The 21,676-nt window shown below is 67.3% G+C and carries 16 protein-coding genes, 1 tRNA gene and 2 pseudogenes; 4 read left to right on the top strand and 15 right to left on the bottom strand.

The window, feature by feature from the left end:
- Positions 1 to 5 precede the first annotated feature (5 nt).
- From BcFMB_RS04700 to serS, 5 genes are all read right to left on the bottom strand, one after another.
- A complete protein-coding gene (locus BcFMB_RS04700) occupies positions 6 to 1,343 on the bottom strand; it encodes an aspartate aminotransferase family protein (protein WP_099721162.1) in 1,338 nt (445 codons plus the stop codon).
- 157 nt (positions 1,344 to 1,500) lie between these two features.
- On the bottom strand, positions 1,501 to 2,079 hold the full coding sequence (locus BcFMB_RS04695) for a TetR/AcrR family transcriptional regulator (RefSeq protein WP_198405393.1): 579 nt from the start codon (positions 2,077 to 2,079) through the stop codon (positions 1,501 to 1,503).
- 127 nt (positions 2,080 to 2,206) lie between these two features.
- On the bottom strand, positions 2,207 to 3,727 hold the full coding sequence (locus BcFMB_RS04690) for an APC family permease (protein WP_099721160.1): 1,521 nt from the start codon (positions 3,725 to 3,727) through the stop codon (positions 2,207 to 2,209).
- 283 nt (positions 3,728 to 4,010) lie between these two features.
- Positions 4,011 to 4,095: transfer RNA gene (locus BcFMB_RS04685), tRNA-Ser, on the bottom strand.
- A gap of 101 nt (positions 4,096 to 4,196) precedes the next feature.
- Entirely contained in the window at positions 4,197 to 5,480 is a 1,284-nt protein-coding gene (serS, locus tag BcFMB_RS04680) for a serine--tRNA ligase (RefSeq protein WP_024540934.1), read from the bottom strand.
- Between the two features lie 184 nt (positions 5,481 to 5,664).
- Here serS and BcFMB_RS04675 point away from each other — a divergent pair, with 184 nt between their 5' ends.
- Together BcFMB_RS04675 and pgm are read left to right on the top strand one after the other, a co-directional pair.
- Complete coding sequence (locus BcFMB_RS04675) at positions 5,665 to 6,807, top strand: diacylglycerol/lipid kinase family protein (RefSeq protein ID WP_099721159.1); 1,143 nt, start codon at positions 5,665 to 5,667, stop codon at positions 6,805 to 6,807.
- A 161-nt stretch (positions 6,808 to 6,968) separates the two neighbouring features.
- The gene (pgm, locus tag BcFMB_RS04670) at positions 6,969 to 8,645 is read left to right on the top strand and encodes a phosphoglucomutase (alpha-D-glucose-1,6-bisphosphate-dependent) (protein WP_024540935.1); all 1,677 of its coding nucleotides are present in this window, start codon (positions 6,969 to 6,971) and stop codon (positions 8,643 to 8,645) included.
- A gap of 152 nt (positions 8,646 to 8,797) precedes the next feature.
- Here pgm and rpiA read toward each other — a convergent pair whose 3' ends face one another.
- The 4 genes from rpiA to BcFMB_RS04650 all read right to left on the bottom strand — a co-directional run bounded on the left by rpiA (position 8,798) and on the right by BcFMB_RS04650 (position 11,584).
- Positions 8,798 to 9,499: a ribose-5-phosphate isomerase RpiA gene (gene rpiA, locus BcFMB_RS04665; RefSeq protein ID WP_099721158.1), complete on the bottom strand. Its 702-nt coding sequence runs from the start codon at positions 9,497 to 9,499 to the stop codon at positions 8,798 to 8,800.
- A gap of 85 nt (positions 9,500 to 9,584) precedes the next feature.
- A complete protein-coding gene (locus BcFMB_RS04660) occupies positions 9,585 to 10,643 on the bottom strand; it encodes a ribonuclease H family protein (RefSeq protein ID WP_099721157.1) in 1,059 nt (352 codons plus the stop codon).
- A 139-nt stretch (positions 10,644 to 10,782) separates the two neighbouring features.
- On the bottom strand, positions 10,783 to 10,872 hold the full coding sequence (locus tag BcFMB_RS04655; protein WP_004268639.1) for a 30S ribosomal protein bS22: 90 nt from the start codon (positions 10,870 to 10,872) through the stop codon (positions 10,783 to 10,785).
- 88 nt (positions 10,873 to 10,960) lie between these two features.
- Positions 10,961 to 11,584 (bottom strand): hypothetical protein, encoded by a 624-nt coding sequence (locus BcFMB_RS04650; protein ID WP_029675469.1) that lies wholly within the window; start codon positions 11,582 to 11,584, stop codon positions 10,961 to 10,963.
- A 498-nt stretch (positions 11,585 to 12,082) separates the two neighbouring features.
- Here BcFMB_RS04650 and radA point away from each other — a divergent pair, with 498 nt between their 5' ends.
- Positions 12,083 to 13,495 carry a DNA repair protein RadA gene (radA, locus tag BcFMB_RS04645; protein WP_099721156.1) on the top strand — a complete coding sequence of 471 codons (1,413 nt, stop codon included), beginning with the start codon at positions 12,083 to 12,085 and terminating at the stop codon, positions 13,493 to 13,495.
- A gap of 15 nt (positions 13,496 to 13,510) precedes the next feature.
- Here radA and BcFMB_RS04640 read toward each other — a convergent pair whose 3' ends face one another.
- The 6 genes and pseudogenes from BcFMB_RS04640 to nusA form a co-directional block, all read right to left on the bottom strand.
- On the bottom strand, positions 13,511 to 14,758 hold the full coding sequence (locus BcFMB_RS04640) for a riboflavin kinase (RefSeq protein WP_099721155.1): 1,248 nt from the start codon (positions 14,756 to 14,758) through the stop codon (positions 13,511 to 13,513).
- Between the two features lie 37 nt (positions 14,759 to 14,795).
- Positions 14,796 to 15,788 carry a tRNA pseudouridine(55) synthase TruB gene (gene truB / locus BcFMB_RS04635; RefSeq protein ID WP_232513744.1) on the bottom strand — a complete coding sequence of 331 codons (993 nt, stop codon included), beginning with the start codon at positions 15,786 to 15,788 and terminating at the stop codon, positions 14,796 to 14,798.
- A gap of 4 nt (positions 15,789 to 15,792) precedes the next feature.
- Positions 15,793 to 16,449, bottom strand: a complete 657-nt coding sequence (rbfA, locus tag BcFMB_RS04630) for a 30S ribosome-binding factor RbfA (RefSeq protein ID WP_099721154.1) — start codon at positions 16,447 to 16,449, stop codon at positions 15,793 to 15,795.
- A gap of 150 nt (positions 16,450 to 16,599) precedes the next feature.
- Positions 16,600 to 18,867 (bottom strand): annotated as a pseudogene (gene infB / locus BcFMB_RS04625) (translation initiation factor IF-2); the annotation flags it as partial.
- 351 nt (positions 18,868 to 19,218) lie between these two features.
- Positions 19,219 to 19,368: pseudogene (locus BcFMB_RS10060) on the bottom strand (translation initiation factor IF-2 N-terminal domain-containing protein); the annotation flags it as partial.
- A gap of 212 nt (positions 19,369 to 19,580) precedes the next feature.
- A complete protein-coding gene (gene nusA, locus BcFMB_RS04620) occupies positions 19,581 to 20,657 on the bottom strand; it encodes a transcription termination factor NusA (RefSeq protein ID WP_099721153.1) in 1,077 nt (358 codons plus the stop codon).
- Between the two features lie 73 nt (positions 20,658 to 20,730).
- Between nusA and BcFMB_RS04615 the strand changes: the two genes are divergently transcribed.
- Entirely contained in the window at positions 20,731 to 21,666 is a 936-nt protein-coding gene (locus BcFMB_RS04615; RefSeq protein ID WP_232513743.1) for a hypothetical protein, read from the top strand.
- Positions 21,667 to 21,676: the final 10 nt, after the last annotated feature.

The raw sequence follows: 21,676 nt of genomic DNA, 5'->3' as shown, positions 1-21,676 counted from the left end.
GAGGCTCAGGCCTTCGTGCCGACGACATCCCTGACCGCCTTGTCGAAGGCGTCGATGAACCAGTCGAAATCCGCCTCGGTCGTCGTAATGTTCGGATAGACGCGCAGGATCGTGTCGTCGTTCGTCGACGTCATCGTATGCACGTGGTACTTCTGCGCCATGACGGCGGCCACGCGGTTCGCATAGCCGACGCCGTCGGCGTCCACGCCGAACTTGAGGCCAATCATGAAGCCGCGGCCGCGGATCTCCGCGATGACGTCCGGATACTTCTGGTGGATCTCCTCGAGCTTGGCGAAGATGTACTTGCTCTTCTCGCGGACCTGGCCCGCCACGTCGTGCTCGATCATGTACTGCAACGCACTGAGCGCGACGGCCGCCGAGATGTTGTTGTCCTGGTAGGTGGCCGTATGCATCATCGCGCTGTCGTAGGATCCGTAGGCCTCCCGATACAGGCTGTCCTTGACCTGGATGCCCGAGACCGGCAGCACGCCGTCGCTCATGCCCTTCGCGAAGGTGAACGCATCCGGGACGAGTCCCTCGTAGTACTGATGCGCCCAGACGTAGCCGGTGCGGCACAAGCCGGCCTGCACCTCGTCCATGATCATGTAGACGCCGTACTCGTCGCACAAGCGGCGGATCGTCGGGAAGTAGTCGTCCGGAGGCACGACGACGCCGCCTTCGCCTTGGATCGTCTCGGCGATGAACGCGATGACGTCGCCCTTCTTGAACTCCTCCTCGACGGCCTCGAGGTCGCCGTACGGCACATAGGTGTGGTCGGAGATGACCGGCTGCCAACGGCGCCACACGTCCTTGCCGCCGGCGCTGACGGCGCCGAGCGTCTTGCCGTGGAAGGAGTTGAGCGTCGAGACGATGCGCTTGCGCTCCGGATGATTGCGCCCCGCGGCGATGCGCACAAGCTTGAGCACGGCTTCGACGGCTTCCGCGCCGCCTCCGCCGTTGACGATCGTACGGGTCAGTTCCGGCGTGACGAGCGCCATGTCATGTGCGAAGGCCGCCGTGATCGGCTTGAGCGCAAGCGGATCCATCGTCAGCGGCTTCGTGGCGAGGTACTTGCGCACGTTCTCGACGATGAACGGATTGTTGTGCCCAAGCAGATAGACGCCGACGCAGCCGATGAAGTCGAGTCGCTTGTTGCCCTCCGCGTCCCAGATATAGCAACCCTCGGCGCGTTTGATGTCGAAGGTCAGTCCACCGGCGAGGCCGAGTTTCGTGCGGTACTCGTTCATATGCTTGAGCTGCATGTCCTTGACCTGGTCCTCGGTCAGGTCGAAGGCCTCGTCGAGGCTGATGAATCCCGGATACAGTTCGGATGCGGCAGTCATGGTCAAATCCTTCCGTTTCTTGTTTGTGAGCGTGTGCTCACTTTAAAACATCGAGATTTTCCGGACGATTTCACTTATGTTTCCAGCAACGATCATAGATGTCGATTCTGTTACTTGAGCGCACGCTCACTTATATATCGCATGCGACGACTGCAACTCAGTGCAGCCGCACGATGGCGCGCGCGAGGTCGCGCGCCTCGAGCGCCAGACGGTCGTCACCGGCCATGACATACTCGACCTGCGCCTTGTCGACGATGTCGACGACGGCATCGGCGAGGACCCGCGCCGGGCAGTCGTCGGCGACCTGCCCCATCCCGCGCGCCTCCTCGAGGAAGGCGACGAGCTTCGTGCGCCAGCAGTCGTGCGGTTCGACATACGAGTGTCCGTCGCGCGTCTTCGCCGCCCAATACGCGACGACGACGCACGCCTCCGCCTTCGACGCATCCGTCACCGGCATGAGCTCGTCGATGAGCGCATGGACGGCATCCAGACCGTGCCTGCCGGCGATGCCCCGTTCGATTCGCGCGTTGGTGTGCGCGACGACCTCGCGGTAGGCGCGTTCGACGATCGCATCCATGTCCTTGAAATACCGCCACAGCAGACTGTTCGAGACGCCGAGCTCGGCGGCAAGCGCGCGCGAGGACGCGGCTTCGAGCCCGCGGCCGCGTTCGACGAGCGTCAGGAACGTGTCCACGATCTGCTGTCGGCGTTGTTCGTGGTCGACGACCTTCGGCATCGCTGTCCTCCCTTTTGACCCTTCCGTCGGCATGCGGCCGCGTCCACCATCGTACGCGAACATGCGGTCGGGGCCGCCTTCCAGAACATCATGGAAGACGGCCCCGACCGCGCGGCGGATGGGAGGCTCAGCCAACGACCGCCGCCTCGAGCACACGGTAGGCGTCATGCCGGCGCGCCCGCATGACGAGCGCCTCGACGACGCCGACGACGAGCGAGACGCATGTGCAGACGACGAGCGTGCCGCAGGTGACGCCGAAGGTCGCCTCGCCGACGAGTCCGGGGAAATACACGACGGCGCATACGAGGATCGCGACGAGCAGCAGCACGCCGGCCGCCGGCGCGACGACCGATTTGAGGACGCCCTCCCTGGCGCGCAGATCGGCGCGACGCACGAACATCACGACGACGGCAAGGCATGCGAGCACGAGCAGCAGGACGAAACCGAGGACGGCGGCGCCGGAGAACCACGAGAACACCTGCGTGAACGGATCGAGACCGGCGACGCCGACGCAGGCGAGGATCACCGTCGACATCGCGGATACGACGAGCGACGCGACGGTCGGCGAATGGTGCCGCGCATGCAGGCGTCCCAGCGCGGCCGGCAACGCGTGGGTGTCGGCCATCGAGCGCAGGTAGCGCGCGAGCACGTTGTGGAAGGAGACGACGGCGGCGAACAGGCTCGTGATGATGAGCGCGCTGATCACGTTCGCGAACCAGCCGCCCACGTATTTCGCGCCGGTCATCTGCAACATGTCGCCGGCGGCGAGCGCGACCGCGTCCACATCTCCGTCCGAGCACCAAGCGACGACGATTGCGAACGACGAGACGAGGCAGAGCAACGTGACGAAGACGACGGCGACATAGGTGGCGCGCGGCACCGTCACGTCCGGGTTCTTCGCTTCGGCGCGATAGATCGACGTCGATTCGAATCCGACGAAGCTCGCGATCGCGAAGATGATCGCGACGCCGGGCGCGCCCTCGAGCGAGACGGACGGGGAGAACGTGGCCGCGAAATCGATACCGAGCGGCAGATGTCGGGCGAAGATCGCGACGCACAGCACGACGGCGACGGCGATCTCGCCGGCGATGAGCACGTTGACGACCTTCGCACTCATCGCGATGTTGCGGTAGCCGAGCACGCCGACGACGCCCGCGGCGACAAGCGAGCAGACCCACCACGGCAACGACAGCCCGGTCATCGACGCCATGCATGTGGCGATCTGCATGCCGAGGAAGCAGTAGATGGCCGATTGGATCATCGCATAGGTGAACAGCGCAAGCGTCGATGCGCCGAGACCGAGCACCGGATGGATGCCGCGGCCGATCGCGTCGAAGAACCCGCCCGATCCGGTCACATGACGACCCATCGCCGCAAAGCCGATCGAGAACAGCAGCAACGCGACGCCGACGACGACGAAACTCACCGGGAACGCGGCGCCGTTGCCGTTGAGGATGCCGAGCGGCGTGCCGCCACTGAGCACGGTGAGCGGCGCTGCCGCGGCGACGACCATCATCGTGATCGCCGGCGTGCCGGGGCCGCCGTGCTTCGTCCCCGCGGATGCAGACGGAGCGGCGGAGCTGATTGGGGATTGGACCGGACGCACACTGGCGTCCGCGCATGGTGCGGATATGGATGATGCGGTCATCGTCGCCTTCTTTCGGTCGGGAACGGAGCGGATATGCTCACGAATCGTCGATATGCATTGCCTCCATCGTGGGTGTCGGATGCGGTGTTCTGCTTCGGCATCGAATCGTGCCGGATATCCGGGAAGATAAATGAGCAGCCGCTCACTTACGTAATCGCGATGTTTTCGGTTGGTTACGGAACCGGCCCGCGACCCCGTCCGCGGACACACGGCCGTAACACGGCATACGGGAGCAAACGAAAAAAGGGTTCCGGGATGAACTCCCGGAACCCTTGGAATCAGGCGGATAGGGCGAGATTCGAACTCGCGGACGCTTGCGCGTCAACGGTTTTCAAGACCGTCTCCTTAGACCGCTCGGACACCTATCCAATGTGCTTGGCGCACGGACGACCAGTATACCATGCGTCGTTCCCGACGCGGGGCCGCCGTCCATGCGCCTCGCCGCATCATCACGTCGCCGACGCGAAGGTCACGCCTCCCACGTCGTCGGCTCGATGACCTCCTTGCCGCCCATGTAGGGACGCATCGCCTTCGGCACGACGATCGAGCCGTCCTTCTGCTGGTGGTTCTCCATGATCGCGACGAGCCAGCGCGTCGTCGCGAGCGTGCCGTTGAGCGTGGCGACCGGCTCGGTGCCGTTCTCGACGCGCTCTCGGATGTTGAGGCGGCGCGCCTGGTACTGCGTGCAGTTCGACGTCGATGTGAGCTCACGGTAGCGGCCCTGCGTCGGCACCCACGCCTCGCAGTCGAACTTGCGCGCGGCCGACGAGCCGAGGTCGCCGGCGGCCGTGTCGATGACGCGGTACGGCACCTCGACCTTGCCGAGCATCTCCTCCTCCATCGCGAGCAGGTGCTTGTGCTGCTCGTAGGAGTCCTCGGGCTTGCAGTAGACGAACATCTCGACCTTGTCGAACTGGTGGACGCGGATAATGCCGGTCGTGTCCTTGCCGGCGGCGCCCGCCTCGCGGCGGTAGCACGAGCTCCAGCCGCAGTAGCGCAGCGGGCCGTGGCTCAGGTCGAGGATCTCGTCCTCGTGCATGCCCGCGAGCGCGACCTCGGACGTGCCGACGAGGTAGTCCTCGTCGGGCTCGCGCAGACGGTAGATCTCATCGGCGTGCGAGTTGAGGAAACCGGTGCCGCGCATCACCTCGGGACGCACGAGCGTCGGCGTGATCGCGAGCACGAAGTCGTGTTCGTGCGCCTGGTCGACGGCCATCGTCAGCATCGCGATCTGCATGCGCGCGATGTCGCCGCGCAGGAAGTAGAAGCGCGATCCAGAGACCTTGACGCCGCGCTTCATGTCGATGCCGGCGACGCCCTCGCCGAGCGTGAGGTGGTCCTTCGGTTCGAAGCCCTCGGCTGCGAAGTCGCGGATCTGGCCGACCTTCTTGACGACGACGTAGTCGTCCTCGCCGCCTTCCGGAGCCTCCGGCTCGACGATGTTCGACAGCTGCCACATCGCCGTGGTGTACTGTTCGTTCGCCGTGTCCGCGTCCGCCTTGTACGCGGAGACCTGCTCGGAGAGCTCCTTCGTCTGCGCGATCAGCGCGGCCTTCTCGTCGGCGGCCGCCTTCGCGACCTGCTTGCCGATCTCCTTCTGCTTGGCGCGCGCCTCCTCGTACTTCTTGAGCGAGGTGCGGCGCACCTCGTCGCTTCTGAGGACCTCGTCGACGAGTTCGACCGACTCGCCGCGCTTGCGCTGGGATTCCTTGACGACTTCAGGGTGTTCACGGATGAATTGAATATCGAGCATGGCTCAAGCGTAATGCGCGAAGCCGACAGCTGACCGTCGTTTTTTCCGATGGTTTTCCACGGCGCGCGGACGGGTCCCGCGGCGCCGCGCGCACCGCTTGCTAAGATGGGAAACCGGTAGCTGGGCGCGGACGCCGCCATCGGTGCGGCGCCGGCGGCCGTGCGAGGAGAAGCGAGGGCGAGCCATGGACCAACAGACACTGATCATTCTCGCGACGATGGTCGCGCTCATCGCGCTCATCGTCACGGTCATCGCCGCCATCCGCATCACGATGCATCGCCGGCGCGTGCAGCGGCTCGAGCAGCGCCGCGACGACCAGGTCCACTACGCGTTCATCATCAACCCGTCCAAGCCGACCGCGGCGACGACGCGCGCACGCATCAAGGAATACTGTGCGAACAAGGGACTGACCGAGGTCATGTTCATCGACACGCAGCTCGACAAGGACGGACGCGCATGCGCGAAGGAGGCGCTCGCGCGCGGCGCCGACGTCGTCATCGCCGTCGGCGGCGACGGCACGGTGCGCACGGTCGCGTCCGCGCTCGGCGGCACCGGGCATGCGATGGGCATCATCCCGATCGGCACCGGCAACCTGTTCGCGCGCAACATGGGCATTCCTCTCGATGACGTCGAGGCCGCGCTGACGATCGCCGTCTCCCACGGCTCGCACCGCGTCGACGTCGGCCGCCTGCGGATCCTCGACGACCCGGACGAGGACCATGCGCACGCGTTCCTGATCATCGCCGGCGTCGGCTTCGACGCCGTGATGATCGACGACACCGACCCGAAGCTCAAGAAGAACATCAGCTGGCTCGCCTATTTCATCTCCGGCGCGAAGCATCTGTTCACACCGAAGTACCATGCGTCGATCACGATCAAGGGCCCCGACGGCGAGACCTTCACGCAGCAGGACACCGAGTTCCGCACGTTCATGGCCGGCAACTGCGGCCAGATCCCGGTGTTCTCGCTGATGCCGGACGCGTCGTTCAACGACGGCCTGCTCGATTTCGAGATGATCGACACGAACGGCGGCCTCATCGGCTGGGCGAATCTCTTCGGCGACGTCGTGCACCAGACGATCACCGGCAAGGCCTCGCAGAGCCCGCTGTCGACGCATTCGCACATCGACCAGATGCAGGGCGTGCAGGCCGAGGTCATGCTCGACAAGCCGGTGCCGGCGCAGGTCGACGGCGACATGCTGCCCGAGACGCGCCACATCCTGTTCTCGGTCGACCGCGAGGCGCTGCTCGTGCGCGTGCCGCTCGACGACGGCATCAGCGCGACGACGCAGATCCCGCCGATCAAGGCGCCGCTCGCCAAGGACTGAACGCGCGCCGGCGCAGCCTCCTTCGCGCACGAATCCGCCGTTGGCGCCGCTGCAATCGATTTCATCTCTTTGCCACCGGCTAAACTGGCACAGCGTCTGCACGGCGGCCACGCCCTGCAGCATCGAGCAGTAACTGTTGTCCCCGTCAGAATGAAGGAAGTATGGTTGCACCTAACGCGGGCATGCCCGCCACTGAAGCAGATCTGATCAACGTCGACGAAGTCATCGGCAAGTACTACGACGTCGTCCCGGATCCGTCGGTCCCCGAGGAGCGCGTCATCTTCGGCACCTCCGGTCACCGCGGCTCGTCGCTGAAGACCTCGTTCAACGAGGCGCACATCGTCGCGATCACGCAGGCGATCGCCGAATACCGCAAGGCCGCCGGCGTCACCGGCCCGCTCTACATCGGCCGCGACACGCACGCGCTGAGCCTTCCGGCATGGAAGACCGCGATCGAGGTGCTCGTCGCGAACGGCGTGCGCGTGCGCGTCGACTCGCGCGACGACTTCACGCCGACGCCGGTCGTCTCCCAGGCGATCCTGACGCACAACCGCGCGGCCGACGGCACGCAGCGCTTCGAAGGCGCCGACCTCGCCGACGGCATCGTCGTGACGCCGTCGCACAACCCGCCGACCGACGGTGGCTTCAAGTACGATCCGGTCACCGGCGGCCCGGCGCCGTCCGAGGTGACGAACGCGATCGCGAACCGCGCGAACGAGCTGCTCGGCGACTTCAGGAACGTCAAGCGCGTGCCCTTCGAGCAGGCGATCAAATCGGACCTCATCGAGCGCTTCGACTTCCGCGAGCACTACGTCGACGACCTCAAGAACGTCATCGACTTCGACGTCATCCGCAACTCCGGCGTGCGCCTGGGCATCGACCCGCTCGGCGGCGCCTCGGTCAACTACTGGCCGCTCATCAACGAGAAGTACGGCCTCAACATCGGCGTCGTGCGCCCCGAGGTCGACCCGACGTGGCGCTTCATGACGATCGACCACGACGGCAAGATCCGCATGGACCCGTCGTCGCAGTATGCGATGAAGGGCCTCGTCGACGAGCTCAACGCCGGCGCCTGGGACAAGTACGACCTCGTCGGCGGCACCGATCCGGACGCCGACCGCCACGGCATCGTCTGCCCGAACTGGGGCGTCATGAACCCGAACCACTACATCGCCGTCTGCGTCGAATACCTGTTCGGCGGCAACCGTCCCGACTGGCCGGCGGGCACCGGCGTCGGCAAGACGCTCGTCTCCTCGTCGCTCATCGACCGCGTCGCCGCGTCGATCGACGCGCGCGTCGTCGAGGTCCCGGTCGGCTTCAAGTGGTTCGTCGACCCGCTGTTCACCGGCGAGATCGCGTTCGGCGGCGAGGAAAGCTCCGGCATGAGCTTCCTGCGCTTCAACGGCCGCGTCTGGACGACCGACAAGGACGGCCTGATCCCCGACCTGCTCGCGGCCGAGATCACCGGCAAGACCGGCAAGAACCCGGCGCAGCTCCATCAGGAGCAGGTCGAGCGCTTCGGCGAAAGCTGGTACAGCCGCATCGACACGCCGACGACGCTCGAGCAGAAGCAGAAGTTCGCCAAGCTCGACGCGAAGGACGTCACGGCCACGACGCTCGGCGGCGAGGACATCACCGCGATCCTGACGAAGGCGCCGGGCAACGACGCGCCGATCGGCGGCATCAAGGTCGTCACCGAGAACAACTGGTTCGCGGCGCGCCCCTCCGGCACCGAGAACATCTACAAGGTGTACGCGGAGTCCTTCGTCTCCCCCGAGACGCTCGACGCCGTCCTCGACGAGGCCACGCAGGTCGTCGACAAGGCGCTCGGCGAGTGAGCGCCCGTGCGCCCGCGGCATGACCGCCGCGGGCGCACGTCATCGATTCCCGTGACGACGAAGGCCCGCAGCTGCAGCAGCTGCGGGCCTTCCGCTTACCGAGGGAGTCGCCTACCGGCGAGGCTCTCCCATCGACGAACGCGACGCGATGCTCACGCCTTGTTCGGGTTGACGAGCGTGCGCGGGCCGTTCGGGTCGCCGACGATGACCTCGTTGACCATGTCGAGGAACAGGCCGTCCTCGACGACGCCGACCATGTTGATGAGGTCCTCGTGCAGGCCCGCCGGGTCGTCGATGCGCTCGAGGTGCAGGTCGACGACGTAGTTGTTCTCGTCGGTGCGCACCGGCTTGCCGTCGGCGTCGAGGCGCAGCGTCGGCTTGTAGCCGCGCTCCTTCATGCGCTCGATGACGTGCATCGCGCCGAAGGGGATGACCTCGACCGGCAGCGGGAACTTGCCGATGACGTCGACGAGCTTCGAGGCGTCGACGATCCAGACGATGTGGTCCGAATTGATCGCGACGATCTTCTCCCACAGCAGCGCGGCGCCGCCGCCTTTGATGCCGTTGAAGTTCTTGTCCACTTCGTCGGCGCCGTCGATGCACAGGTCGATGTGGTCGACGTCGTCGATGTTGACGATCTTGATGCCGTAGCCTTCCGCCTGCTCCTGCGTGCGGCGCGACGTCGTCACGCCGATGAACTCGAGGCCCTCCTCCTGCTTGCGGCGGCCGAGTTCGTCGACGAGGAAGCGGACCGTGGAACCCGTGCCGAGTCCGACGATCATGCCGCTCTTGACGAGCTTCGCCGCTTCGATGCCGGCTTCCTTCTTCATTGCATCCTGCTGTGCCTTATCCATGACGCTCCTTTTGTTTCGTCCATCCGGGAACCGCGCCCCGGCTGCCTTTCAGTGTAGTGGATGTAGTGGAATCGCACGGACGCCGTCAGCGCGGACGGTGGACGAGGAACGACGCGCCGTCGAGCGTGATCGTGCCGTCGCCGTCGACGGTGCCCTCGACCTCGATGTAGCCGCGTATCGCGCGCGGGCGGCCGTCGTAGTGGGGGCTCGACGACGGCGGCGGCGTGAACGTGACCGTCCCGTGCACATGCAGTCCGCTGTGCCGCAGCAGCGGCTCCGGCGACGTCGTGTGCGCCGCGTCCGCCGGGGACGACGTGGACTGTGCGGACTGCGCAGTGTCATGCACCGTCGATTCCTCGTCCGGCGCAACGTCGTCGTGCACGGCCGGCGCTTCATGCGCGTTTTCAGCGTTCCGCGCATCGTCGACGGCGGCGCGCGCCGATGCCGCGTCCGCCTCGCGCACGGCGCGCTCGTCGGTGTCGACGACGCCGTCGGCGTCCGTCGTCTCTGGGCCGTCCGCGTCGCCGTCGACGCCGATGCAGCGCGTGCGCCGGTAGTCGTCCGCCGACAGTCCGCCGTCGAGCAGCATCCGCGCATCGAGCGGCACGTCGAGGCCACGCGCGTAGGACGACGCGAGCAGAGACTGCCATCCCTCCTTCGGCAGGTAGCCGTCGCGCACCGATGAACGGCAGTCGCCGGCGTAGGTGCGCGCGAGCTCGTCGACCTTCTCGTTGCCGGCGTTGCCGGCGTGTCCCTTGACCCAGACGAAGCGGACACGTCCCTTGCGGCGGTGGATCTCGTCGTCGATCGCGCGGATGAGCTCCGCGTTCTTCACCGGCTCCTTCTTCGAGTTCTTCCAGCCGTTCCTCTTCCAGCCGTGCACCCATTTCGTCGAGCAGTTGATCGCGTACTGCGAATCGGTCTCGATGACGAGCTCCTCGTCGCCGGGATGCGTGCGCAGCGCCTCGAGCACGGCGCACAGCTCGCCGATCTGGTTCGTGCCGTTCGTCGCGCCGCCGGCGTCGCAGTCGCCGCCGTGCGCGTGGCCGCGCGTCTCATGCGTCGGATGGTCCGCCCACGCCCAGCCCATCGGGCCGTTGGGATTGCCGAGTGCGGAACCGTCTGTGGAAACTGTGATCGTCATGGCTTCCAATGTACCCGCACGGTGCGCCGTCGCACCGCAGGACATATCGTGGAACACGCCGTGAAAAACCGATCCCGCGGCCCGCACGAGGATCGTGCATGGCCGCGGGATCGCGGTAACGCTGTATAGCGCGGTAAGACTACTTGCGCTGGTGGCGAGTCTTACGCAGCAGTTTGCGGTGCTTCTTCTTGCTCATCCGCTTGCGGCGCTTCTTGATGACCGAGCCCATCGTCAGCCTCCGTTCCTTACTTGAAAGTTTGCAACTTGCCTAACACTACACCGTTCATCCGACTTTGGCGAGTCGGCGCGCGCTGCGCTCACAGCGGGAACAGCTTGAACACGGTATCGACGGAGCTCTTCGGTCCGCTGAGCCGCACGCACACGGTGTTGTTGCGCCACACGGCGACCTCCTTCGCGTCGTCGCCCTTGTCGGCGTTGACGACGTAGGCGCCGGTGTTCGCGCCGTTGACCTTGACGCTGCCGGCGGCGATCTCGTCGCCTTCAAGCAGCTTGGTGAGCGCGTTGTACTGCGTGAGCGCCTCCTCCTCGCTCGCCCACTGCCCGACGACGACCTGCACGTCCTTGGCTTCGTCGCCGGTCGAATAGACGAGCCGGTACTCCTCGAGCGGCGACGAGGCGTCCCATTCGTCGGTGGCCTGCGCGTCGGTGCGCGCGAAGTTCGAGACGTGCTCGGGCATCGCCTTGAGCAGTTCCGACGCGTTCGCCGGCAGCGCCTTCGCGTCGATCGTCGGCTTCGCCGAGGCGACCGCCGTCGGCACGTCCATCGGCTCCGGCACATGGCGCACCGCCCAGCCGGGCCATGCGAATGCGCTGAGGATCGCGAGCACGACGATGGCGGCGGCCGCGAACACGACGATGCGCGCCTTGTGCGCCGTCGATGAGGTCTGCGTCTGCTGCTGCTTGCCGGAACTGACTGCCATGTGGCCCATCTTGGCACAGCCTTCTGACCGTGTGCGCGATGCGCAGACGCCGCCGTGCCCAGTCCCACCGAACCCCGCCGCCATACCCGCCGTGTCCAGTCCCACCGAACCCTGCCGCATAACTCGGGAATTGGCCCGAACTGTCGAGTCATGCGACGGCACCCGTCGATTCCCTTCCCCATCATGCGGCACGGCTGTGCGATACCGTGCGATACCGTGCGATGACGATCGCTTCGACGGTCATGATGTGCATATGCGTGCACTTTCGTCGCGGGCGGCCGTTCGACCATCACCCGGCCGGCGCATCACTCTGCAATCGACCCGAAATATCGAGTTATGCGCATGCAGCACGGCACCGGGGCGATGCTCCTGATCGCGCAGCAGTCGACATAGATCGCGCAGCGGCGCAGACGGCGCGCCAGACGGCCTCTGCACGAGCGCCAATCAGGCGCGCCCGCACCCTTGCACGCGCGCATGAAGGCAGCTAGGTTGCTGCATATGGCGAAAAGCAATGTGAGTTACGTATGCACCGAGTGTGGATGGACCGGCGCGAAATGGTTCGGCCGCTGCCCCGAATGCGGCCAGTGGGGCACGATCGAGGAGTTCCACGAGACGCGTCCCGCCGCGTCCACGTCGCGCACGGCCGCACCCGGCCGCACGTCGCGCACGACGCCGACGGCGGTCGCATTAAGCGCCGCCCAGCCGATCACCGACGTCGACACGGCGTCCGTCACCCGCGTGCCCACCGGCTTCGGCGAATTCGACCGCGTGCTCGGCGGCGGCATCGTCCCCGGCTCGGTCGTGCTCATCGCCGGCGAACCCGGCATCGGCAAATCCACGCTGCTGCTGGAGACAGCCGGCAACATCGCACGCAACACGCCGTCCGGCAACGTCCTGTACATCTCCGGCGAGGAGTCGCAGGCGCAGGTGCGGCTGCGCGCGTCGCGCATCAACGCCGTCAAGCCGAACCTGCTGCTCGCCTCGACGACCGACCTCGCGACCGCGCTCGGACTCATCGAACAGCACAGGCCGGCGCTCGCGATCGTCGACTCGGCGCAGACGATCGTCTCCCAAGACGTCGACGGCATCTCCGGCGGCTCCACGCAGGTGCGCGAGGTCGCGAGCGCGCTCATCGACACGGCGAAGTCGCTCGACGTGCCGGTGCTGCTCGTCGGCCATGTCACGAAGGACGGCTCGATCGCCGGCCCGCGCACGCTTGAGCATCTCGTCGACGTCGTCTGCCAGTTCGAGGGCGAGCCGCAGACGGCGTTGCGGCTGCTGCGCGCCGTGAAGAACCGTTTCGGCCCGACAGACGAGGTCGGCTGCTTCGACATGAGCGGCGTCGGCATCGAGGAGGTCGCCGACCCGGCCGGCCTGTTCCTGTCGTCGAACGAGACGCCCGTCGACGGCACCTGCGTCACGTTCACGCTCGACGGCCACCGTTCGCTGCCGGTGGAGGTGCAGGCGCTCGTCACGAACTCGGTGCTGCCGACACCCCGGCGCGCCGTCAACGGCGTCGACTCGAACCGCATCGCGATGCTCGTCGCCGTCCTCTACCGGCACGGCGGCCTGTCGTTGCTGAGCAACGATCTGTACATCTCGACGATCGCCGGCGGCGTCGCGAAGGAGCCGAGCTGCGACCTAGCGATCGTCGCGGCGCTCGCGAGCGCGGCGACGTCCACGCCGATCGCGCGCTCGACCTGCGCGGTCGGCGAGATCTCGTTGACCGGCCAGGTGCGTCCGGTGCCTCGTCTCGAACACCGGCTGCGCGAGGCGGCGCGCCTGGGGTTCACGACGGCGCTCGTGCCGCCGATGCGCACTTCGGTGTCGATTCCGGGGCTGCGCATCGTCGAGGTGCGCTCGCTGCGCGACGCGCTCGACGCGCTCAAACTGACGAAGCGCGGCAAATGACGCGGCGGGTGTCGGCTATGCGCCGACGACCTTCAGTGTCTCGTCGGCGTTGCGCTTGAGTTCGTCGACGAGCGCCTGCGCGGAGTCGAACTTGATCTGCGGGCGCAGGAAGCGCGCGAATTCGACGCGCACGCGGTGGCCGTAGAGTTCGAGCCAGTCGTCGGTGACGGCGTAGGCTTCGAGGACGCGCTCGTCGTGGCCGCTGTCCTCGTTGAAGGTCGGCTTGCGGCCGATCGAGATCGCCGCCGGCCAGCGGTACGGCGAATGCGGCGCGAGGCGGCTTTCGACGCCGCCGGAGGTGTACGGCTGCGCGATCGACGCAACGCCGCCGCCGTCGAGGTCGCCGAAGGGGCGCTGCGACTGCGCGTACGCCTCCTCGCTGCCGAGGTCGATGAGCCATCCCGCGTACACGCCGTCAACGGGCAGGTAGCCGTCGATCGGCGCGACGAGATTCGCCGTCGGGAACCCGATCGTGCGTCCGCGCTCCTCGCCGTGCGTCACCGTGCCTTCGACGCCGTGCAGATGGCCGAGGATGCGGTTCGCGTCGGCGACCCGCCCCTGGCTGAGCAGCCAGCGCACGTTCGTCGAGCTCAGTTCGCGCACCTCGCGCGCGTTGACGCGCTTGCTCCAGGCGCGCCGCTCCGCTTTGCTCATCCCCTCGAGCGGGTCGGAGGGCTCCCCCGGCCGTTCGGGCGCCTGCGGCGTAAAGTCGGCGGGCACGCGCACATGGCCGCCGTTGTCGACGACGACGTCGAGTTCGAACACGCCGGTCGCCTGCGCAAGCGTCCCGATCTTCTTCACGTCGCCTTCGAGGCCGGCGCCCATGCGCGCGTCCTGTCCGAGCACGAGCGTGCGCATGCCGACCTTGCCGACGAGGCGGCCGAGGAAGAAACGGAACGACTTCGCGGCGAACGCGAGGTCGTAGTGGACGATGAGCACGTAGTCGACGCCGAGTTCGTCCATCATCCGCAGCCGTTCGTCGACGCCGCTGATCGCCTGCGCGTCGTGCACGCCGTCGGGCACGCCGATGCCGGCGTGCGTCTTCGCGTATGTGTGCACGAAGGCGGGCCGCGGGTCGAACATGACGACGACGGCGAAGCTGTTGTGCGCCTTCGCGAGTTCGACGGTGCGTCGGATGACGGCCTGGTGTCCGCGGTGCACGCCGTCGAAGACGCCGACGGTGACGACCGATTTTCTGGACGTGCTCAGCGTCGGCCATGCGACGTTGCCGCCCTCGTCCGGTTCGAGCCGAATGATGTTCATTGCTTTCCTCCTGTTGCCTGTTCGCCGCTCCGCGACCTCACCGTGCCGCCGGGAACACGGCGGTCGGCCTGATGGTCTTCCCGTTCGCCTGTTCGACGATCGCGACGACGTCGCCGTCGTCCTCGACGACCGCCGCGCTCGTGCCGTCGACGTGTCCGGCGATCCACCGTCCGTAGCGCAGGTCGCACGCCTCGTCGCGGCTGACGGCGACCGTCGGCATCGCCTCGCGCACCGCGTCGACCATCGGGATCAGATGCGCCGCCATGTCGTCGGCGGGCACGTCGAGCACGGCGCGTGCGCGCGTCACCCGTTCGCCGTCGCGTTTCGTGTACTCGCGCGTCTCGGTGTGCGCGGTCACGACGTGCGGGTCGTCGACGGTGAAGCCGCCGACGGCGAGCCTGCGCAGCCGCGTCAGATGCGCGCCGCAGCCGAAGGCCTCGCCGAGGTCGCGTGCGAGCGCGCGGATGTAGGTGCCGGCCGAGCAGGTCACCGTCACGTCGACGTCGAGCACGGCGTCGCCGTTCGCGGCCGCGGCCGGGCGCGCATCGCCCACGTCGAAGCGGCTGATCGTGACCGGCCGCGCCTCGAGTTCGACGTGTTCGCCGGCGCGCGCGAGATCGTAGGCGCGCCGTCCGTGCACCTTGATTGCCGAATAGGCGTTCGGCACCTGCTCGATCGTGCCGTGAAACTTCTGTGAAACAACGTCGCGGATCATGCCGACGTCCGGCAATGCGGCCGCGCGCGGCATGTCGACGAGCGCGCCGTCGGCGTCGTCGGTCGTCGTGCGCTGGCCGAATCGGATCGTCGCCGCGTAGGTCTTCGTATGGTCGACGATGACGTTGAGCAGCCGCGTCGCGTTGCCGACGCCGACGACGAGCACGCCGGTGGCCATCGGGTCAAGCGTGCCGGCGTGGCCGACGCGGCGCATGTGCACGGCCGCGCGCACGGCGCCGACGATGTCGTGGCTCGTCACGCCCTGCGGCTTGTCGACGACGAACAGACCGTTGAGCGTGCCGTCCTGCGCACCCACCGGCTCAGTCCTGCGTCTCGTCGACCGTCGAGTCCGGACGCGTCGACGCCGCGTCCTGCGCGGCCGTCGTCGGCACGTCGTCCTCGTCGTCGTCGAAGTCCTCGAGTTCCTCGACCTCGACGACGTCGCCGTCGTATTCGGTGTAGTCGTCCTTGTCGCGGTGCTCCTCGTCGTCGAGCGCGCGTTCGGTCGCGGCCTCGGAGACGCCGGCGAGGTCCTCCTGCTCGAAGTCGTCGTGGCGGTACGGGTCGGCGTCGCCGGCGTACTGCGCGTTCGCGCGCATCCTCGCGAGTTCCTCGTCGCGCTTGCGCGCGGTGACGAGGATGTCCTCGATCTCGTGCGCCTCGCCGGGCACCTCGTCGAAGACGAACTCGAGCTGCGGCGTGAGCCTCAGCCCCGCCTTCGCGCCGACGAGCGAACGCAGGCGTCCCTTCGCCTGGTTGAGCGCGGTGCGTGCGCGCTTGCGTTCGCCGTCGTCGTTGCCGGTGTGCGACAGCGTCGTCCAGTAGACCTTCGCGATCTGCAGGTCGTTGGTGACGTGGACGTCGGTGATCGTCACGTTCTTGAGGCGCTTGTCGTGCAGCGCCGACTCCATGTTCGATGCGATGACGCGCTGGATGAGCGCCGCGATGCGTGCGGCGCGCGGATTGGTTGACTGCATGGGTTCTTCTTTCCTTGACTGCCGTGCCTGATGCCGGCCTGCGCTAGAGTACAGCGTACCCGAATGTCACGCGCAACGGGAAACGCCCATAGCCGAAGGGCCATGGGCGTTTCCATCCGAGCGTGCCGTCGGGGCGGCGATGCCGTCCGGCTACTTGCGTTCGATCTCGCGCATCTCGAAGGTCTCGATGATGTCGCCGATCTCGATGTCGTTGAACGAGCCGAGGTTGATGCCGGCCTCGTAGCCTTCGGTGACCGACTTGACGTCGTCCTTGAAGCGGCGCAGCGACGAGATCTCGAGGTCGTTGACGGTCGCGACGCCGTCGCGCAGGATGCGAGCCTTCGTACCGCGCTTGACTTCGCCGTCAAGGACCATGACGCCGGCGATGTTGCCGAACTTCGACGAGCGGAAGATCTCGCGGATCTCTGAATGCGAGGTCGTGACCTCCTCGTACTCCGGCTTGAGCATGCCCTTGAGCGAGGCCTCGATGTCCTCGATCGCCTTGTAGATGACCGAGTAGTACTTGATCTCGACGCCTTCGCGCTCGGCGAGGTCCGCGACCTGACGGTTCGGGCGCACGTTGAAGCCGATGATGACGGCCTTGTCGACGCTCGCGAGGTTGACGTCGTTCTGCGTGATCGCGCCGACGCCGCGGTGGATCACCTGGATGCCGACCTCGTCGGAGACCTCGATCTTCATCAGCGAGTCCTCGAGCGCCTCGACCGAGCCGGACGAGTCGCCCTTGATGACGATGTTGAGCATGTCGATCTCGGACTCGGCGAGCTTCTTCTTGAAGTCCTCGAGCGAGACGACCTTGCGGCGCTTCGCGAGCTGCGCGGCGCGTTCGGTGGCCTGGCGCTTCTCGGCGATCTGGCGCGCGGCGCGGTCGTCGGGGGCGACGAGGAACAGATCGCCCGCCGTCGGGACCGACGTCAGGCCGAGCACCTGGACCGGCGTCGACGGGCCCGCGGCCTCCATGTTCTTGCCGTTCTCGTCGAGCATCGCGCGGACGCGTCCGTAGGACGTGCCGGCCACGATCGAGTCGCCGATGTGCAGCGTGCCGGACTGCACGAGCACGGTCGCGACGGCGCCGCGGCCCTTGTCGAGCCTCGCCTCGACGGTCGCGCCGCGCGCATCCATGTCCGGGTTGGCGCGCAGGTCGAGCTCCGCGTCCGCGGTGAGCAGCACGGCCTCGAGCAGCTTGTCGACGTTCGTGCCCTGCTTCGCGGAGATGTCGACGAACATCGTGTTGCCGCCGTACTCCTCCGGGATCAGGCCGAACTCGGTGAGCTGGCCGCGCACCTTCTCCGGGTTGGCGCCTTCGACGTCGATCTTGTTGACGGCGACGACGATCGGCACATGCGCCGACTGCGCGTGGTTGATCGCCTCGACGGTCTGCGGCATGACGCCGTCATCGGCCGCGACGACGAGGATCGCCACGTCGGTGAGTTCGGCGCCGCGGGCGCGCATCGCCGTGAAGGCCTCGTGGCCAGGGGTGTCGAGGAACGTGATCTTGCGTTCCTCGCCCTCGAGGTCGACGGTCACCTGGTAGGCGCCGATGCGCTGCGTGATGCCGCCGGCCTCGCGGGAGACGACGTTCGTGCGGCGGATCGTGTCGAGCAGGCGCGTCTTGCCATGGTCGACGTGGCCCATGACGGTGACGACCGGCGGACGCGGCTTCAGATCCTCGTCCTCCTGCAGCTCCTCCGATTCGAGGTCGATGTCGAACTGCTGGAGCAGCTCCTTGTCCTCCTCCTCGGCGGAGACGATCTTGATGTTCCAGCCGATCTCCTCGCCGAGGATCTGGAACGTCGCCTCGTCGAGCGACTGCGTCGCCGTGGCCATCTCGCCGAGATGGAACAGCACGGTGACGAGCGCCGCCGGATTGACGTTGATCTTCTCCGCGAGGTCGGCGAGCGAGGCGCCCTGGCGCAGACGGATCGTCTGGCCGTTGCCCTTCGGGATGCGCACGCCGCCGATGACCGGTGCTTTCAGCTCCTCGTACTCATGACGCTTCGCGAGACGGTTCTTGCGAGCCTTCGACGACTTGCCGCCCTGACGGCCGAACGCGCCGGCCGCGCCGCCGCGACCGCGGCCGCCCCCACGCGACGGGCCGTTGCTCGGACCGCTGTGCTGGAAGCCGCCGCTGCCGCCGCCGAAGCGGTTACCGCCCGGACGGCCGCCGTTGCCGGCGCCCTGTCCCTGACGATGCTGGCCCCACTGGCCCGGACGCGCGCCGGTGCCCGGACCCGGACGTCCGCGGAATCCGCCGCGCGGGCCGGGACGGCCGCCGCGGCGGTTCTCGTTGTTGTTGACGGTCGGACGCGCCATCGGATGCGGGCGCGGGATGTCCGCAGGCGTCGGCGTATGCATGCCCTGCTTGCGGCTGAACGGATTGTTGCCCGGGCGCGGCGCATGCTGCTGCGCGCCGCCCTTGCCGGTGTTCTGCTGGCCCGGACGCGGGCTGCGCGGCCCCGGGGACGGCTTGGCGGCGTTCTGGCCCGGATGTGCGTTCGTGCGCGGCTGCGACGAACGCGGATTGCGCTGTTCGCGCTCCTCGTTCCTGCGGCCGCCGTTGCGTGAACCCGGCTTCGCGCCCGGACGCGGGCTGCGTGGCCCCGGCGTCGGTGCCGCAGGCTTCGCGGCTTCGGCGGCCTGCGGCTTCGGCGCGGCCGCCGATGGCTTCGGGGCGCCCGGCTTCGGGGCGTTGTGCTTCTTCGCGGCCGGCTTCTTCGAGTTGGATTCCTGGGACGCCTCTCCCGGCTTCGGGAATGCGGCCTTGAGGCGGCGCACGACCGGCGCCTCCACGGTCGACGAGGCGGATTTGACGAATTCGCCCATGTCCTTGAGCTTTTCAAGAACGGTCTTGCTGTCTACGCCAAGTTCCTTGGCGAGCTCATATACGCGTGCTTTCGGCACTCAATTTCTCCTATTTCCCAGCCGCGCGTATGCGAGCGCAGCTGCTATCTTCTCACGGCGAGCTTTCTGTTTCTCATCGTGCAACCATGGTTGTTCACCCTCGTTCTTGTCCTGAGCGTCGCGCATCACGCGCGCCGGTCAGTTTTCGTGCCCAGCTTACTCCCGCCGTTGGATACGCGCGGCGGGAATAAGCGGGCGACGAACGGCCCGGTCTAGGCCTTGCCGCCGTCCGTCTTGCCGTCCTTGCGCTCGCCGCGTGCGCGCACGAGCTGCGCGGCCTTCTTCTGCGCGTACGCCTCCTCGGATTCGATGCCGATCTTCCATCCGGTGAGCTTGGCGGCGAGGCGGGCGTTCTGGCCCTCCTTGCCGATCGCGAGCGACAGCTGGTCCTCGGAGATGAACGCGACGGCCGTCTGGTTCTTCTCGCTGACGACGCGCACGTCGGTGACGTTCGCCGGCGACAGCGCGGCGGCGATGAACTTCGCCGGGTTGCTCGACCAGTCGACGATGTCGATCTTCTCCTGGCCGAGGTTCTCCATGACGGCGCGTACGCGCGACCCGCCCGGTCCGATCAGCGCGCCCTTCGGGTTGACGCCCTGCGTGTTCGCGCGCACGGCGACCTTCGTGCGGGCGCCGGCCTCGCGCGCGATCGCCATGATGGACACGGTGCCGGAGACGAGCTCCGGGACCTCGCGTTCGAAGAGCCTGCGCACGAGCTCCGGATGGGAGCGCGACACGATGATCTCGGGTCCCTTGAGGCCGCGCGAGACGTTGACGACGTAGACGCGGATGCGCTCGCCGTGGCGGTAGTGCTCGCCCGGCACCTGCTCGCGGCGCGGCAGCAGCGCCTCGACGTCACCGACGGCCACATGCACGTTGGCGGTGTCCTTCGCGTCCTGCTGGACGACGCCGGTGATGAGCTTGCCCTTCTGTCCGGAGAAGGCGCCGAAGATCTTGTCGTCCTCGGCCTTGCGGAACAGCTGGGAGATGACCTGGCGCGCCGTGGCGGCGGCGAGGCGGCCGAAGTCCTTCGGCGTATCGTCGTATTCGTCGCCGAGCGCGGGCGCCGGGTGCGGGTTGTCTTCGGTGGGTTCCTGGGCGATTTCGTCACGCGCCCAGATCGTGAAGCTGCCGGCGCGCGGGTCGAGTTCGACGCGTGCGTGCTTGGCGGCGTGCGGAGTCTTGAGATAGGCAAGGCGCAGTGCCTCGGAGAGCGCCTCGTCCACGGTTTCGGCATCGATGTCCTGCTCGCGTGCGAGCTGGTGAATTCCGTTCAGGTCCAGTTCCATATGCAGACCTCCTCTGAAGCTATGTACGAGCGCTATGCCCTATGGTCACAGTCCATCATTACTCTAGTGTCTCATGCAGACACCTTCCGCCCCGCCGATCGTCCGACACTCCGCGCACCTTCGCCCGTGGCGCAGGCCGCTTGCACGGCTCATCGCCGCCGCCGTCGCATGCGCCTTCGTCGGCTCGGCGGCGGCCTGCTCAACGCCGCGCGTCGAAGGCCGCGCCGAAGGCGAGCGGAGCGTCGACGTCTGCGAGACGCTGCTCGGCGAGGCGACGGACGCATCGACGCGCGGCGCCGAGCCGGGCGCGCCGAAGATCGCACGCTACATGGCCTTCGAGGACGCATCGCACCGCTGGCTCGACGTCGCCATCCAATGTCCCGCGCGTTTCGCCGAGGGCACATTGCGCAGCGCGCAGGCACAGGCCGCGGCATACACGCTCGCCGGCACGATCGGCGTCGACTACGAGCCGCTCACCGTCACGAGACTCGACGACGTCGACGCGCTCGGCATCGGCGGCGACGCGCTTGCGAAGCTTGCGCTCGCCGAGGATCGCGCCGGTTTCGCGACCGAAGTGATCGCCGGCCGTTTCGCCGACGGCGTGGCCGACGACGCACGGACCGCGGCGCTCGCCGAGGACGGCACCCTGCTCGCGATGAGCAACGACCACAAGGAGACGGCGTCGCGGCTCATGCATCTGTCCGACGGCGCGAAGGACCTGCGCCGCAAAGTGTATGCGACGCAAGCGCTCACGAAGCACAGCGCGGACGTCGTCGACCCGGCGACCGGACTGCGCGCGAACACCGTCGCCGTCCTCGAGATCGACTGCGCGCGCGACGAGCTCACCGCCTTCGATGCCTCCGCGCACGTCGACTACGGAACGATGCCCGAGGGGCGGCGCATGCAGATGCGCACCGCATTGGCACAGCTGTCGATGCTCATCGCGACGCATGCGTACACGGCCTTCACGCTTGGCTATCCGTCCACCGACGCCGCGTTGTTCGGCTGACCGAATCCGC

The sequence above is a fragment of the Bifidobacterium choerinum genome, from assembly GCF_002761235.1.
Lineage (GTDB): Bacteria > Actinomycetota > Actinomycetes > Actinomycetales > Bifidobacteriaceae > Bifidobacterium > Bifidobacterium choerinum.
This window is presented reverse-complemented; position numbering and strand designations above follow the sequence as displayed.